The organism is Streptomyces sp. NPDC041200 (assembly GCF_055591805.1).
In genome coordinates this window covers 784,757-800,153 of record NZ_JBVIZF010000003.1, presented here as the reverse complement: position 1 = coordinate 800,153, position 15,397 = coordinate 784,757, and the positions used below count along the sequence as shown (strand labels likewise).

General features: G+C 73.1%; 11 protein-coding genes. 10 read left to right on the top strand and 1 reads right to left on the bottom strand.

What is annotated here, in order from left to right:
* Window positions 1–116: 116 nt before the first annotated feature.
* The 5 genes from ACZ6CL_RS13405 (at window position 117) to obgE (ending at window position 7,604) form a co-directional block, all read left to right on the top strand.
* The gene (locus ACZ6CL_RS13405) at window positions 117–896 is read left to right on the top strand and encodes a TIGR03936 family radical SAM-associated protein (protein WP_468935118.1); all 780 of its coding nucleotides are present in this window, start codon (window positions 117–119) and stop codon (window positions 894–896) included.
* A 223-nt stretch (window positions 897–1,119) separates the two neighbouring features.
* Window positions 1,120–5,178 carry an Rne/Rng family ribonuclease gene (locus tag ACZ6CL_RS13400; protein ID WP_468935115.1) on the top strand — a complete coding sequence of 1,353 codons (4,059 nt, stop codon included), beginning with the start codon at window positions 1,120–1,122 and terminating at the stop codon, window positions 5,176–5,178.
* A gap of 252 nt (window positions 5,179–5,430) precedes the next feature.
* On the top strand, window positions 5,431–5,751 hold the full coding sequence (gene rplU / locus ACZ6CL_RS13395; protein ID WP_009717947.1) for a 50S ribosomal protein L21: 321 nt from the start codon (window positions 5,431–5,433) through the stop codon (window positions 5,749–5,751).
* A 14-nt stretch (window positions 5,752–5,765) separates the two neighbouring features.
* The gene (gene rpmA / locus ACZ6CL_RS13390; RefSeq protein WP_009717948.1) at window positions 5,766–6,023 is read left to right on the top strand and encodes a 50S ribosomal protein L27; all 258 of its coding nucleotides are present in this window, start codon (window positions 5,766–5,768) and stop codon (window positions 6,021–6,023) included.
* Between the two features lie 147 nt (window positions 6,024–6,170).
* Window positions 6,171–7,604 carry a GTPase ObgE gene (obgE, locus tag ACZ6CL_RS13385; RefSeq protein WP_468935112.1) on the top strand — a complete coding sequence of 478 codons (1,434 nt, stop codon included), beginning with the start codon at window positions 6,171–6,173 and terminating at the stop codon, window positions 7,602–7,604.
* A 167-nt stretch (window positions 7,605–7,771) separates the two neighbouring features.
* On the opposite strand, the gene ACZ6CL_RS13380 is transcribed toward obgE, so the two are convergent.
* Complete coding sequence (locus ACZ6CL_RS13380) at window positions 7,772–9,859, bottom strand: hypothetical protein (RefSeq protein WP_468935110.1); 2,088 nt, start codon at window positions 9,857–9,859, stop codon at window positions 7,772–7,774.
* A 273-nt stretch (window positions 9,860–10,132) separates the two neighbouring features.
* Between ACZ6CL_RS13380 and proB the strand changes: the two genes are divergently transcribed.
* From proB to ACZ6CL_RS13355, 5 genes are all read left to right on the top strand, one after another.
* Window positions 10,133–11,317, top strand: a complete 1,185-nt coding sequence (gene proB, locus ACZ6CL_RS13375; protein WP_468935108.1) for a glutamate 5-kinase — start codon at window positions 10,133–10,135, stop codon at window positions 11,315–11,317.
* 216 nt (window positions 11,318–11,533) lie between these two features.
* A complete protein-coding gene (locus ACZ6CL_RS13370) occupies window positions 11,534–12,025 on the top strand; it encodes a hypothetical protein (RefSeq protein ID WP_468935105.1) in 492 nt (163 codons plus the stop codon).
* A 128-nt stretch (window positions 12,026–12,153) separates the two neighbouring features.
* On the top strand, window positions 12,154–13,458 hold the full coding sequence (locus tag ACZ6CL_RS13365) for a glutamate-5-semialdehyde dehydrogenase (RefSeq protein ID WP_468935102.1): 1,305 nt from the start codon (window positions 12,154–12,156) through the stop codon (window positions 13,456–13,458).
* A 105-nt stretch (window positions 13,459–13,563) separates the two neighbouring features.
* Window positions 13,564–14,190, top strand: a complete 627-nt coding sequence (locus ACZ6CL_RS13360) for an SCO2584 family spore wall biosynthesis protein (RefSeq protein WP_468935100.1) — start codon at window positions 13,564–13,566, stop codon at window positions 14,188–14,190.
* Window positions 14,191–14,323: 133 nt separating this feature from the next.
* Window positions 14,324–15,394: an SCO2583 family membrane protein gene (locus tag ACZ6CL_RS13355; RefSeq protein ID WP_468935097.1), complete on the top strand. Its 1,071-nt coding sequence runs from the start codon at window positions 14,324–14,326 to the stop codon at window positions 15,392–15,394.
* Window positions 15,395–15,397 lie beyond the last annotated feature (3 nt).

Here is a 15,397-nt window from a genome sequence, read left to right as displayed (position 1 = left end):
AAAGTACGCTGGAAGGCGCACGGGCCGCACAGGTCCGTGCGCCGAAAAGCGAAGAAGCACAAGGAGACAGTCCCCTGGGCAAGCGACAGCCCGAAGGCCCGCCGCCCGCACCCGCGGTGCAGCGCATTCGTTTGCGTTACACCAAGCGCGGCCGCCTCCGGTTCACCAGCCACCGCGACTTCCAGCGCGCCTTCGAGCGGGCGCTGCGCCGCGCAGAGGTGCCCATGGCGTACTCGGCGGGCTTCACCCCGCACCCCAAGGTGTCGTACGCCAATGCCGCACCCACCGGCACCGGCAGTGAGGCCGAGTACCTGGAGATCCAGCTCACCGAGGCGCGGGAGCCCGAGACGCTGCGGACGCTGCTCAACGAGTCGCTGCCCGACGGCCTCGACGTCACCGACGCCGTCGAGGCCCGCACCTCCGGGCTCGCCGACCGGCTCCAGGCGTCCGTATGGGAGATCCGGCTCGACCGGGTCGCCCCGGCGGAGGCCGAACGGGCCGTGGCCGCCTTCCTGGAGGCCGAGACCGTCGAGGTCGAGCGCCGGACGAAAAACGGCATGCGCACCTTCGACGCCCGCGCCGCGGTGGCCCGCCTGGAAGCGTCCGCGGGTCGGGGCGATAGGCCTGGCGACGATGGCTGTGCGATACTGCGGCTGGTAGTACGGCATCTGACACCTGCCGTGCGACCCGACGACGTCCTGTCCGGTCTCCGCGCCACGGCCGACCTGGCGCCGCCGGTCCCCGCAGCGGTGACCAGGCTGGCGCAGGGGCTGCTCGATGAGGAGTCCGGCACGGTGACCGACCCGCTCGCGCCCGATCGCGAGGCAGTTCAGGCCGCCCCACCCACGGCCGCCGAGCTGACCGCCGCGATGGCGGCGCCGGAAGGTTCCGCGTAAGGACCGCCGTCGATGCGCCGCCCAGGCACTTGGGAGCCACCCGGGTCCGGCAGGCGCACTGACCAGGAGACTTTCGCCGGTCCCGGCCCCGAAAACCGGCCCGGCGAGCGATACGACAGCTCCCGTGCGGCGCCCGCGCCCCGGACGGCGGAACCCGCGCAGCGCGTGGGGTCCGGCCGGAAGCAGGCGCGGCGCCCGGGAGCGTGACGGGAGAACCGCCCGCATGCTCGAGCCCATTGAGCCGACCGAACCTATCCAGCCCCAGGCACAAGCCGCGCCCCGCGCCGCCGCCTCCGGGGATCCCACTTCACCCAGCGACACCCTGCCGCCGCGCCGCCGCCGCGCCGCCTCCCGGCCCGCCGGTCCGCCGGTCGGCGCCGTGAGTGACGCCGAGGTGACGGCGCCCGCCGTACCGGCCATACCGGCCGAGTCGATCGCCGCCGGCGCCGCCGTGGCCGCCGCGGAGGCGTCCACCGCTTCCGTCGCCTCCGACGCTTCCGACGGTGACACCGCTTCCGCCGCTCCGCCCGCCCGCGCGCGCCGCCGGGCGACGCGCAAGACCGCCGCCCCGGCAGGTGCGCCGGAGGCCGCGGAGACCGTCGTCACGGCGGACGCCCCCCGGGCCGCCGAGCCCGCCGGGATCCCGGCCGCCGATCCGGAGCCCGCCGCCGAGCCCGCGCCGCCCGCCCGTGCGCGCCGCCGGGCCACCCGCAAGGTGACCGCCCCGGCCGGTGCGCCGGAGGCCGCCGAGACGGTGGTGTCGGCGGAGGAGCCCGCAGCGGCCGAGGCCGCCGCCGAGCCCGCGCCGCCCGCCCGTGCGCGCCGCCGGGCCACCCGCAAGGCCGTCGCTCCGGAGGGCGCCCCGCAGACGGAGCCCGCCAACGTGGACGCGTCGTCTGCGGCGGCCGCTGGTGGCAGTGGCGACGAGGACACCGCCCCAGCCGCAGTCGCAGCCGACGCCCCGGCCGACGAGGCGCCCCGTGCCCGTACGCGCCGCCGTGCCGCCCGTAAGGCGACCGCCGCGGCCGGTGCGCCGCAGACCGCCGACGACGAGCCGGGCGCCGAGGCCGCGGAGGCCACTGAGCCCGCTGCCACCGAGGCCGAGGCCTCCGCGGAGGCCGCGCCGCCCGCCCGTACCCGCCGCCGGGCGACCCGTAAGACGGCCGCCGCCGCGGCCGAGGCCACTGAGGCCACCGAAGAGCCGACTCCCGAGCCCGCCGCGGCCGCTTCGGAGGAGAGCGCCGAGGAGGCGCCGCGCGCCCGCCGCCGCCGTGCCACGCGCAAGACGGCCGCCGCCGAGGAGCAGCAGTCCCAGCCGCAGGCCGCCGCCGAGGCCGCCGAGCCCGAGGCCGAGCCGGAGACCGCGCCGCGCGGTGGCCGCCGCCGGGCCGTGCGCCCGCCGACAGCGGTGTTCCAGGCGCCGGTCTTCACCGAGCCGGTCTTCCAGACCCCGGAGAGCGCCGCCGCCGAGGCCGCCGCGTCCGCCGCGGAAGAGGCCGACGAGGCCGAGGAGACCGAAGAGCAGGACAAGACCGCGGCCGCCGAGCCGGTGGCCCCCGCCGCGGGCGGCCGCCGTCGTCGCCGCCGCCGGGGCGAGCCCGTCGAGGAGCGCCCGGCGGAGGCCGAGGAGCCCGCCGCTGCCGCCGAGGAGGCCGAGCAGCAGGACGACCGCGCGGCCGACCGTGAGCAGGGCGACGAGGAGTCGGGCGACCGCCCGGCCCGCCGCCGTCGCCGTGGTGGCCGTCGCCGCCGCCGGGGCGAGGCCGCCGACGCCGAGGGCGCCGAGGGCCGTTCCGAGGGCGAGGACGGCGACCGCTACGAGGACGAGGCGCAGGCCGAGGGCGAGACCGGCGAGGAGCCGGGCGCCGCCGACGAGGAGGGCGCCGAGGCCGGTGAGTCCGCCGGTGGCAGCTCCAGCAGCCGTCGCCGCCGCCGTCGCCGCCGTCGCAGCGGGGACGGCGCCGAAGCGGAGTCGGGCGGTGACGACCCGGAGCGTACGGTCGTCAAGGTCCGGGAACCGCGCGAGCGGCGCGCGAAGGACACCGAGTCCAGCTCGGACGAGGTGCAGTCGATCAAGGGCTCCACGCGTCTGGAGGCGAAGAAGCAGCGTCGCCGCGAGGGCCGTGAGCAGGGCCGCCGCCGGGTGCCGATCATCACCGAGGCCGAGTTCCTGGCCCGCCGTGAGGCGGTCGAGCGGGTGATGGTCGTCCGGCAGAACGGCGAGCGCACCCAGATCGGCGTGCTGGAGGACAACGTCCTCGTCGAGCACTTCGTCAACAAGGAGCAGGCCACCAGCTACGTCGGCAACGTCTACCTGGGCAAGGTCCAGAACGTGCTGCCGTCGATGGAGGCCGCCTTCGTCGACATCGGCAAGGGCCGCAACGCCGTGCTGTACGCGGGCGAGGTCAACTTCGAGGCGCTGGGGCTCACCGGCGGTCCGCGCCGCATCGAGACCGCCCTGAAGTCCGGGCAGTCCGTGCTCGTCCAAGTCACCAAGGACCCGATCGGCCACAAGGGCGCCCGGCTGACCAGCCAGGTCTCCCTGCCCGGCCGCTACCTGGTGTACGTCCCCGAGGGCTCCATGACGGGCATCAGCCGCAAGCTGCCCGACACCGAGCGCGCCCGGCTGAAGCAGATCCTCAAGAAGATCGTCCCCGAGGACGCGGGCGTGATCGTGCGCACCGCGGCGGAGGGCGCGAGCGAGGACGAGCTGGCGCGCGACGTCCAGCGGCTGCAGGCTCAGTGGGAAGAGATCAAGAAGAAGGCGAAGAGCGGTAACGCGCCGACGCTCCTCTACGGGGAGCCGGACATGACCGTCCGGGTCGTCCGCGACATCTTCAACGAGGACTTCTCCAAGGTCATCGTCAGCGGCGAGGACGCCTGGCAGACCATCCACGGCTACGTCCAGCACGTCGCGCCCGACCTCGTCGACCGGCTCCAGAAGTGGAACTCGGACGTCGACGTCTTCGCCACGTACCGGATCGACGAGCAGCTGATGAAGGCGCTGGACCGCAAGGTCTGGCTGCCCAGCGGCGGTTCCCTGGTGATCGACCGGACCGAGGCGATGGTCGTGGTCGACGTCAACACCGGCAAGTTCACCGGCCAGGGCGGCAACCTGGAGGAGACGGTCACCAGGAACAACCTGGAGGCGGCCGAGGAGATCGTGCGTCAGCTGCGGCTGCGCGACCTCGGCGGCATCATCGTGATCGACTTCATCGACATGGTGCTGGAGTCCAACCGCGATCTCGTGCTGCGGCGGCTGCTGGAGTGTCTGGGCCGCGACCGTACGAAGCACCAGGTGGCCGAGGTCACCTCGCTCGGCCTGGTCCAGATGACCCGTAAGCGGGTCGGCCAGGGCCTGCTGGAGTCGTTCTCCGAGTCCTGCGTCCACTGCAACGGCCGTGGCGTGATCGTCCACATGGACCAGCCGACGGCGGTCGGCGGCGGTGGCGGCGGCAAGCGCAAGAAGAAGAAGTCGTCGGCGGCCGGTGGCCAGCAGGCGCCCGCGCCGGAGGAGACCGCCGAGGCCGAGACGGTCGCCGAGGCCGCCGAGGAGATCGCGGCGGAGGTCGCGGAGCCGAAGGCGCTGCCGGAGCCGGTCTTCGCGGCCGACGAGGAGCTGTACAGCAGCGCCGCCGAGGCCGAGGCCGCCGCGGGCCGTGGGCGTACCCGGCGCCGGGCGACGCGCAAGGTGTCCGCCCCGGCGGGCGCGCCGAAGAGCGCCGGGCAGCCGGAGGCCGTGGTCGTCGCGGCGGACGAGCCGAAGGCGGAGGCGCCCGCCGAGGCGCCCGAGGCCGCCGCTCCCGCCCCCGAGCCGGAGGTGGCTGCCGAGCCGGAGGCCGCTCCCGCGCCGCGTGCGCGCCGCAGGGCGACCCGTAAGGTGTCCGCTCCGGCGGGCTCGCCCACGGGCTCCGAGGACGCCGCCGTGGTGGTCGTCAGCGCTCCCGCGGGGGAGCAGGCGAAGCCGGAGGCCGACGAGCCGGTGGCGGCGCCCGCCGACGGTGAGGCCGAAGCCGGGGGCGAGGCTCCGGTGGACGGCGAGGCCAAGGCACCGGCGAAGAAGACGGCCCGTAAGACGGCTGCCAAGAAGGCGCCCGCGAAGAAGGCACCCGCCAAGAAGACGGCCGCCAAGAAGACCGCGTCGAAGACGACGACGGCCAAGAAGACGACCGCGAAGAAGACGACGGCGAAGAAGGCGACCACCAAGAAGGCGGCGTCGAAGAAGACCGCGGCGGCGGAGCAGCAGACGCCGCAGTCGGTCTCGGCCTCCGCCGACGACTGAGCCGGACGCATACGAGAGCCCGGAGGCCCCCCGCGCACGTGCGTAGGGGGCCTCCGGGCTCTGGTAACCTTGACCCTCGGCGTCCTACGCCAAGCCCCTGAGCACATCCCTCCCGCCCGGCGGGAGAGGCCGTTCGGCCGATGCTGAACCACGCAGAACCGCGAGGCATCACTCGGTTGTCATGACCTTCGTGGGTCATGGAGAGCGGCTGGCATCAGAGGTCCCGTTTACTAGCGAGAGAGTGAGAACCGCGTGTACGCAATCGTGCGCACCGGCGGCCGCCAGCAGAAGGTAGCCGTGGGCGATGTCATCGAGGTCGACCGCATTGGAACCAGCAAGGTCGGCGACACCGTCGAGCTCTCGACTCTGCTCGTTGTCGACGGCGATGCCGTCACCAGCGACCCGTGGGTCCTGGCCGGTGTGAAGGTTCACGCCGAGGTCGTTGACCACCACAAGGGTGCCAAGATCGACATCCTGAAGTACAAGAACAAGACCGGTTACCGGAAGCGGATCGGCCACCGCCAGCTGCACACCGCGCTGAAGATCACCGGCATCGACTCGGCTGCGAAGTAAGGGACTGAGGAGACATGGCACACAAGAAGGGCGCATCGTCCACTCGGAACGGTCGCGACTCCAACGCCCAGCGGCTCGGGGTCAAGCGCTTCGGCGGCCAGGCCGTCAACGCGGGTGAGATCCTCGTCCGCCAGCGCGGCACGCACTTCCACCCGGGCACGGGCGTCGGCCGCGGCGGCGACGACACGCTGTTCGCGCTGGCCGCCGGTGCGGTGCAGTTCGGCACCCACCGTGGCCGCAAGGTCGTGAACATCGTCCCGGTCGCCGAGTAATCTCGGCCCCGGCACGACGCCACACACCTTTCCGAGGGCGGACCGCTCTTCCCCGTGACGGGGAAGCGGGTCCGCCCTCGGTGCGTTACGCCTGGTACGCAGGTAACGACGACACATCGACCCCGTACGTAACTGGAGGCACCCGTCATGACCACCTTCGTGGACCGCGTCGAGCTGCACGTCGCCGCGGGTAACGGAGGCCACGGCTGCGCCTCCGTGCACCGCGAGAAGTTCAAACCGCTCGGCGGCCCGGACGGCGGTAACGGTGGCCGGGGCGGCGATGTGATCCTGGTCGTCGACCAGTCGGTCACCACGCTGCTCGAGTACCACCACAGCCCGCACCGCAAGGCCACCAACGGCAAGCCCGGCGAGGGCGGCCACCGCTCCGGCAAGGACGGCAGCGACCTGGTCCTGCCGGTCCCGGACGGCACCGTCGTCCTCGACAAGAAGGGCAATGTGCTCGCCGACCTGATCGGCGAGGGCACCACCTACATCGCCGCCCAGGGCGGCCGCGGCGGCCTCGGCAACGCGGCCCTCGCCTCGGCCCGGCGGAAGGCCCCCGGCTTCGCGCTGCTGGGCGAGCCGGGCCACACCGGGGACGTCGTCCTGGAGCTGAAGACCGTCGCGGACGTGGCCCTCGTCGGCTACCCGAGCGCCGGCAAGTCGTCGCTGATCTCGGTGCTCTCGGCCGCCAAGCCGAAGATCGCCGACTACCCCTTCACCACCCTGGTGCCCAACCTCGGCGTGGTGACGGCCGGTTCGACCGTCTACACCATCGCGGACGTGCCCGGTCTGATCCCGGGCGCCAGCCAGGGCAAGGGCCTCGGGCTGGAGTTCCTGCGCCATGTCGAGCGCTGCTCGGTGCTGGTGCACATCCTGGACACCGCGGTCCTGGAGTCCGAGCGCGACCCGCTGACCGACCTCGACGTCATCGAGGCCGAACTCGCCGAGTACGGCGGTCTGGAGGACCGGCCCCGGCTCGTCGTCCTCAACAAGGTCGACATCCCGGACGGCAAGGACCTCGCCGACATGATCCGCCCGGACCTGGAGGCCCGCGGCTACCAGGTCTTCGAGGTCTCGGCCGTCGCCCACCTCGGGCTGAAGGAGCTGTCGTTCGCCCTCGCCGACATCGTCGGGACGGCGCGGGCGGCCAAGCCGAAGGAGGAGGCGACCAGGATCGTCATCCGCCCGAAGGCCGTGGACGACGCGGGCTTCAGGGTCGTCGCCGAGGACGGTTTCTACCGCGTCGTGGGCGAGAAGCCCGAACGCTGGGTCCGTCAGACCGACTTCGCCAACGACGAGGCCGTCGGCTATCTCGCCGACCGGCTGAACCGCCTCGGAGTCGAGGAGGAGCTGATGAAGGCGGGCGCCCGCGCGGGCGACGAGGTCGTCATCGGCCCCGAGGAGAACGCGGTCGTCTTCGACTGGGAGCCGACGCTCGCGTCGGGCGCCGAGATGCTGGGCCGCCGAGGTGAGGACCACCGCTTCGAGGCCCCCCGCCCGGCGGCGCAGCGGCGCCGCGACCGGGACGCGGAGCGGGACGACGCGGACGAGGAGTACGAGTCGTTCAAGCCGTTCTAGGCCGGTTTCGGGGCGCGGGCGGGGCGGGCTGCCTCCGTCACGCGCCCTGACGGCCCCTGTCGGCCGCGAGCGGCCGGTGCCACGGCGAAGGGCCCGGGAGCGATGCTCCCGGGCCCTTACGCGCGCTGTGGCGCCTCAGCCGTCTCGGACCGGCGGTCCAGGCGGTCTCAGACCGTCGCCGTCTCCTCCGGCTCCGACGGCCCGGCCTCCAGCTCCGTCTCCTCGGCCGCGTCCCGGGCCTCGCGCTGCGACGGGATCTCGTCGGCCAGCCGCGTGGCCATCCGCGCCCGCCGCTCGTCGGCCAGCCGGGCCAGCTTCTGCGCGGCCTGGTCGAAGCGCACCAGGGACGGCGGGTCGGACGGCCCGAGCAGGTGCACCTTCAGCTCGGCGCGGGCGGCCGCGAGGGTGTCGTTCTCGGGCTCGCGGACGGCCTCCAGCAGCTCCGGAACCTCCGACGCCTCGGGCGTGAGGATCGTGGCGGCGCGCACCGTCGGGAAGTTCGCCCGGAACTCCTCCTCGGTCAGCCCGCTGGTGTTCGCCACCGCGTACGGCTTCTCGCTGGTCAGGTAGTCCGAGACGACGCTCGACACATCGCTGATCAGTACGTCGGCCTGGTTGAAGCAGGTGAAGATGGCGGGCCGCGGGCCGGTGACGACCTGGTGCTCCCACTCCGGCAGCGACGCCCAGTAGGCGCTCTCCCAGGCGGCGGTGGCGGCCGCGACGCCCGCGGCGCGGTTGTCGTCCGGGGTGCCCTGGAGCCTCATGCGCTCGATCTCGTCGGCGCTGCGGCGGAAGGCCCTGCTGGTGAGCTGGTTCAGCTCCTCGGCGCGCCGGTTCAGCTCGGCCGCGGCCTCGGCGGGCGGACGGGACCCGCCGCGCTGGGTGTTCGCCTCCGCGATCATCGCCTTGATGCGATCGTTGGCGCGCCCGGCCCGCCGGTCGACGGAGCCGGTCATCGGGTGCGGCTTGTACAGCAGCCGCACCTTGGGGTCGGCGAGGAGTTCGCGGACGATGTTCTCGCCCGCCAGGATGACCGAGGTGTTGCCCGGGTTGCCGTCCCAGCCCTCCCAGGTCGGCGCGTACAGCACGGTGGTGTACTCACCGGTCGGGACGCCCGCGTAGGGGCGGATCGGCGCCAGCTGCGGGCGGCCGACCTCCACCACGTCCTTGTCCTCGACGCCGATGTCGGCGAGCTGGTAGCGGTCGCGCGCGGCCGGGCCCGCGACCCACACCTCGTCGTACGCCTTGGCGTACGGGTTGCAGCTCGAGAGCTTGTCGCTCTCGCCGTGGTTGATGAACGCGTGCTTGATCGAGGGGATGCGCAGCACCTGCGAGGTCTTGCCCGAGTTGGCCGGGTGCAGCAGCACCTTGAGCGTCGAGTGCTCGATGCGCATCAGATGGGCGACCTTGGGGAGGCAGATGATCGGGACGTCCGTCGCGTCGATCTTCTGCACCATGAACCGCTCGCGCAGCACGATGATGGGGTTGCCCTCGAGCGCGGCGAGCGTGGAGAGCCACATGTTCGCCTGGTACGCGGAGCTGGTGCCGCCGGAGAAGTACATCCCCACGGTCGGCTGGTACTCGGCCAGCCAGGTGTCGAGCCACTCCAGGGCCTTCGCCTCGCTCACCGCCCGCTTGCGCGGCAGCAGCCAGGTGGCCAGGTGGACGGTACCGGCGATGCCGATCAGCAGGGCGATCGCGAGGCCGACGGCGCCCCAGACGCCGTTCTTGGTGCCGGCCGTCAGCAGTAGACCGGCGGTGGCGGGGGCGGCGAGCCGCAGGATCCGGCGGCCGTGCTGGCGGGAGAACAGCCGCGGCGGGGCGTCGCTCAGCCGCAGCGCGGACGCGTCGATGTTGCGCGTGACGAACGGCAGCTGCCGGGTGCGGCGCACCATTATGGCGGCCGCCTGGCAGGCGAAGTGCACCACATAGAACAGCAGCAGCCCGACGGTCAGCGGCGCCTGCTCGTGCAGTGGATTGATTCCCTCGATCCGCAGCAGCCCGACCATGATGAGCATGTCGCGGAACAGCTGGCGCACCGTGATGTCGAAGCGCACCTTGCCCAACAGCGTCAGCAGTCCGGGCTGCTTCTGCTGCAGGAAGAGATCGAGGGCGAGGCCGCACGCCGAGGCGGCGATGAAGAGCGGTACGTTCGGAAGTACGGCGCCGACGAGCTGTGTGGTGAAGAACACCACCATGGCTAGCAGCGCCGTCAGCTGTACGACCCGGCGTGGGGCGAATCCAGCAGAGGGCACGGGATGGGCTCCTGGCGGGAGGGCGGTGGACGTGTGGGGGGACCCCTGACCGTATGCCGCTCTCTGGCCCGGTGACAATCCGCGCAGGTGCCAACCGTCCTGAAACGGGCCCAAACGATCTCCCGGGGCTTCACGGCGCGGAGAAAAGGCCGGGTGAGACGGGGCCCGGCTCACGTAGATTGCCCCCTTGTCATGATGTGAGTGTGCGGGACACGCGTTCCGCGAGGTGCGCGTGAGAGCCGGGGACCATCCCGGGATGAGCAGGGGAGAGGCGTGACAGAGCAGGACGGGTCGGCGGTACGGGACGAGGTGGCCGCGGCCCGCAGGATCGTGGTCAAGATCGGTTCGTCTTCCCTCACCACCGCGGCGGGGGGTCTGGACGCGGACCGGGTTGACGCGCTGGTCGACGTGCTCGCGAAGGTGCTCGACCAGGACGCGAGCGGGGCCGGAGCCGGGCCCGGGTCCGGAACCGGCAAGGAAATAGTCCTGGTCTCCTCCGGGGCCATCGCCGCCGGACTCGCCCCCCTGGGCCTGGACCGGCGCCCCCGCGACCTCGCCCGCCAGCAGGCCGCCGCCAGCGTCGGACAGGGACTGCTGGTGGCCCGCTACACCGCCTCCTTCGCGCGCTACGGGCGCCGCGTCGGCCAGGTGCTGCTCACCACGGACGACACCAGCCGCCGCGCCCACTACCGCAACGCCACCCGGACCCTGGACCAGCTGCTGGCCATGGGCGCCCTGCCGATCGTCAACGAGAACGACACCGTGGCCACCGACGAGATCCGGTTCGGGGACAACGACCGGCTCGCCGCCCTGGTCGCCCATCTCGTACGGGCCGATCTGCTGGTGCTGCTCTCCGATGTGGACGGGCTCTACGACGGCGACCCGAGGACCCCCGGCACCTCGCGCATCGGCGAGGTCAAGGGCCCGGCGGACCTCGCCGGGGTCTCGATCGGCAGCGCGGGCCGCTCCGGGGTCGGCACCGGCGGCATGGTCACCAAGGTCGAGGCGGCCCGGATCGCCGCCGCCGCCGGGGTCCCCGTGGTGCTCACCTCCGCCAGCCGGGCCGGGGACGCCCTGCTGGGCCGCCCCACCGGTACGTACTTCCACCGCACCGGCCGCCGCTCGGCCGACCGGCTGCTGTGGCTCGCCCACGCCTCGGACCCCCGCGGATCGCTCACCCTGGACGACGGGGCGGTGCGGGCCGTGGTGGAGCGCCGCACGTCGCTGCTGCCCGCGGGGATCGCGGCGGTGGAGGGTGAGTTCACCGCCGGTGATCCGGTCGAGCTGCGCGACACCGAGGGCCGCGCGGTGGCGCGTGGGCTGGTGAACTTCGACGCCAAGGAGATCCCGCGGCTGATCGGCCGCTCGACCCGCGACCTCGCCCGCGAGCTGGGCCCCGCGTACGAGCGCGAGGTCGTGCACCGGGACGATCTGGTGGTGCTCCACCGCCACGCGTGACGCTCCGCCCGGGTCGCCTTCGTACCCCGGAGGTGAGGTGAGCCCCCGAAAAAAGGGGGCTTACCTTCCGCAAAAACGCCCCGCCGCCGCGCGAGGACTGGTCAACTTTGTTCAACGGGGTCGCGCGGGCAGCGGGCCCGCGGTGGAAGTACGAGCACCACCGCCACAGTGCTCCGCCCGCGCGTGAGCGGAGCAGCGAGCTACAGGAGGCCGCCGGTGAGACGAGGGCGCCCGGGGGCGCCGCCCCGAGGGGCGGCGGAGCGCACCCTGACCAGTGTCGGGTTGAACGGTGTCGGCGCGAACGGCGCCGGGACGGGTGATGCCGGGACGGAGGACGCGCCAGCGCAGGGCAAGCGACCTGTCGAGCTGTCCCGGCTGTGGCACATCACGCTGAGCGTCTCGGGTGTCGAGGCGCCGCTGCGGGAGGTACGGCGGGCGCTGGAGCAGCTGGCCCACGACCACCCCTTCCTGCTGACCAGCCGCTACGCCAACGATCACGCCGAGATCCGTTACTGGGAGGAGGCGCGCGATCTGCACGACGCCGCGGCGGTGGCGCTGCGGCTGTGGGGTGAGCACCGTTCCACGGCCAAGCTGCCCCCGTGGGAGATCGTGGGCCTTGAGGTCATCGACCGTGATACGTATCACCAGCGCATCGCGGAGGGCTACGGGCCGCCACCGGCCTCCCCGGTGGGTGTGCACCCGTTCTGAGGGGACCTGGTGAGGGACCTGGGAGCGCTTCGCATATGAACCGAGATGTGAGTTCGGGATATGAGAAGGCCATCTCGAAGGGCGGAATACCGCAGGGGTCGCCGCGCTGGGCTCAGTAGGCTGCCTGCATGACCAGCGCACCCACGTCGCCGCTCACCGACCCCTGGCCGAAGTCTCCCGTCCTCCAGACCGCCTACCGGGCGCGAGCCGCGGCCGTCGACCTCGCCCCGCTGCCGCGCGCCCTCAAGGACGACGCGCTGCTGGCGATGGCCGACGCCCTGGAGGTGCGGACGAAGGAGATCGTCGAGGCCAACGCCGCCGATGTGGAGCGGGCCCGGGAGGCGGGCACGAGCGAGTCGATCGTCGACCGGCTGACCCTCACCCCGGAGCGGGTGCGGGCCATCGCCTCCGATGTGCGCGACGTGGTCGCGCTGCCCGATCCGGTCGGCGAGGTGGTGCGCGGCTCGACGCTGCCCAACGGCATCGACCTGCGCCAGGTGCGCGTCCCGCTGGGCGTCGTCGGCATCATCTACGAGGCCCGCCCGAACGTCACCGTGGACGCCGCGGCGCTGTGCCTGAAGTCGGGCAACGCCGTCCTGCTGCGCGGCTCTTCGTCGGCGTACCACTCGAACAGCGCGCTGGTGAAGGTGTTGCGCGACGCCGTGGGCGGCGCCGGACTGCCCGCGGACGCGATCCAGCTGGTGCCGGGGGAGAGCCGGGAGTCGGTGCGCGAGCTGATGCGCGCCCGCGGCCTGGTGGATGTGCTGATCCCGCGGGGCGGCGCCTCGCTGATCCGTACGGTGGTCGAGGAGTCGACCGTTCCGGTCATCGAGACCGGCACCGGCAACTGCCATGTGTACGTGGACGCCCAGGCCGACCTCGACATGGCCGTGGACATCCTGGTGAACTCCAAGGCGCAGCGCCCCAGCGTGTGCAACGCGGCGGAGACGCTGCTGGTGCACCAGGACATCGCCGCGGAGTTCCTGCCGCGCGCCCTGGAGGCGCTCGCGGCGGCAGGCGTCACGGTGCACGCCGACGAGCGGGTGCTGGCGCTGGCCGAGGCCGAGGGGACGAAGGCCACGGTCGTCCCGGCGGCGATGGAGGACTGGGAGACCGAGTACCTGTCGTACGACATCGCCGCGGCGGTCGTGGACTCCCTGGAGGCCGCGGTGGCCCACATCGGCCTGTGGTCCTCCGGTCACACCGAGGCGATCGTCACGACGTCACAGGCGGCCGCCCGCCGCTTCACCCAATTGGTGGACTCCACCACGGTCGCCGTGAACGCGTCCACCCGCTTCACGGACGGCAGCCAGTTCGGCTTCGGCGCCGAGATCGGCATCTCCACCCAGAAGCTCCACGCCCGGGGACCGATGGGACTGCCCGAGCTGACGTCGACCAAGTACATCGTCACCGGCGATGGACACACCCGCTGAGTCACTCGTTCGGGGGATGGGCGAACCCGGTGGTCACCGGGGGGATCTTCCCCCGAATACCATTTCGCCCTGCCCAAATTGACCCGTCCGGTCTACTCTGAATGGGTGCCGGACGACGTGGGGGGCAAGCCGTTCCCGAACGGCGACGAGCCCGAAGACCGCAGCCACGGGGAGGCGAACGACGAGTTCGCCACCGTGGTCTTCGACGAGGACTTCGTACGGTCCGCCGTCATCCATGAACCCACCGCCATCGAACGCATGCTGGCCGCCGCGCAGGCGCGCGCCGAGGCCGAGGCGTCCCGGCGCAGCCGAGCCGGGGTGTCCCCCGACGACGAGCTGTTCGACGACGCGTACGGCCCGGAGGGTGACGGCGAGTTCGGGGACGGCCCGTACGACGACTACGCCGACCCGGACGGCCGCTTCGGCCCGGGCCGGGAGCTGGACGGCGCCTACGGCCCGTACGGGCGCCACGGGAGCGCCGGGCGGCCCTATCGCGGCCATGCCCGCTGGCACCGCCCGGTGGCCTGGCTGCTGGCCGTCCTGATGGGCATCGGGGTGGTCGCGCTGGCCTTCACGGCGGTCTACCGGGGCACCTCGGGCAACCGCCAGGACCCGGCCCCGCCGCCCGCCACCAGTGGGGTCGACGGCACGCCCGCGGGGCGGCCCGGCAGCATGCCGTCCACGGCGGCCGAGCGCGAGGCGCCCGCCTCCGTCGTACCGCGCTCCCCGTGACGGCGCCGTCCGTCACACCCGCGTCACGTCCTCGTAGCACGTCGCACCGTATGCGGCGTTTCCTCCGCACTGCGCGTGCAGTTGTGGAGTACCACCGCGTTTACCGCTGCCCCCGGCGACCTACTCTTGAGGTATGACCGGGCGTGGAGACCCTCCCGAGGGGACACCCGAGGGCGTCCCGGGAGGTGGTGAGGACGAGTACCGCTCCGTCGTATTCGACGAGTCGTTCGTTCGTGCTGCCCGGCTCCAGGAGTTCTCCGCCCAGGAGCGCATGGGCGACCACTCCCCAGCGGTGCGCAGCCGCCACGCCTGGGCCCGCGCCGGGGCGTCGCGGCAGGCCGTCGTCCTCGTCCTGCTGATCGCCTTCGCCTTCGCGGCGGCCGTCTACATGGGCGTACGCCACCCCTACCAGGCCCCGGAGCCGCAGGCCGTCGAGCCGCTGCGCAGCAGCGTGGTGCCGCTCTCGCCGCGCGGTGAGGTGCCCGGCGGGCGGCCCGCGGAGCTGTTCCGGGAGAGCCCGGCCGCCGAGTTCCGTATCGGCGCCGAGGGGATCACCCTGCCCGCCGTGCGGCGCACCCAGGGCTTCTCCGAGAGTCAGGTGGTGACGGCGCTCACCACGGCCAAGGACTACGTGGTGAAGTCCACCCTCGACCCGGGAGTGCTCACCGGTGGCCCGGTGCAGGCGGTGCGGCTGCTGCTCGATCCCGCCCAGCAGCTCCAGTTCGACCAGAGCTTCGAGCACCCGGTCGACGACGGCCGTCACTCGGCCACCGGCTGGCTGACCCGCTTCAGCCCGGCCGAGGTGACGCTGGCCAACGCGCCCGTGCGGGTGCGCGGCTCGCTGACGGTCGTCGAGCGCACCCCCTCGACCCTGGAGGTCAGCGCCGACCACGTCTTCGTCTACGCGATCCAGCGGGCCCACGAGCGGGCCCCGGACCACGCCTCACTGTTCACGGTCCGCCGGGAGACCCGGTTCCGCTTCGACCGCGGGGATCTGCGCGACCACCGGGTGGAGCTGGTGCACAGCTCGGTGCTGGCGGGCCCGCAGGCGTGCGCCGCGAACGCCTCCGGCTATCTGCGGCCGCTGGTGGCCGGGCAGAGCGTCCGGAACGACGCCCCGACCGGCACCGACCCGTACGCCCCGGGCCGCACCCCGGTCTCGCTGTGCGGCGTGCTCTCCCCGGGGACGCACCCCGGGCCGTAGGGC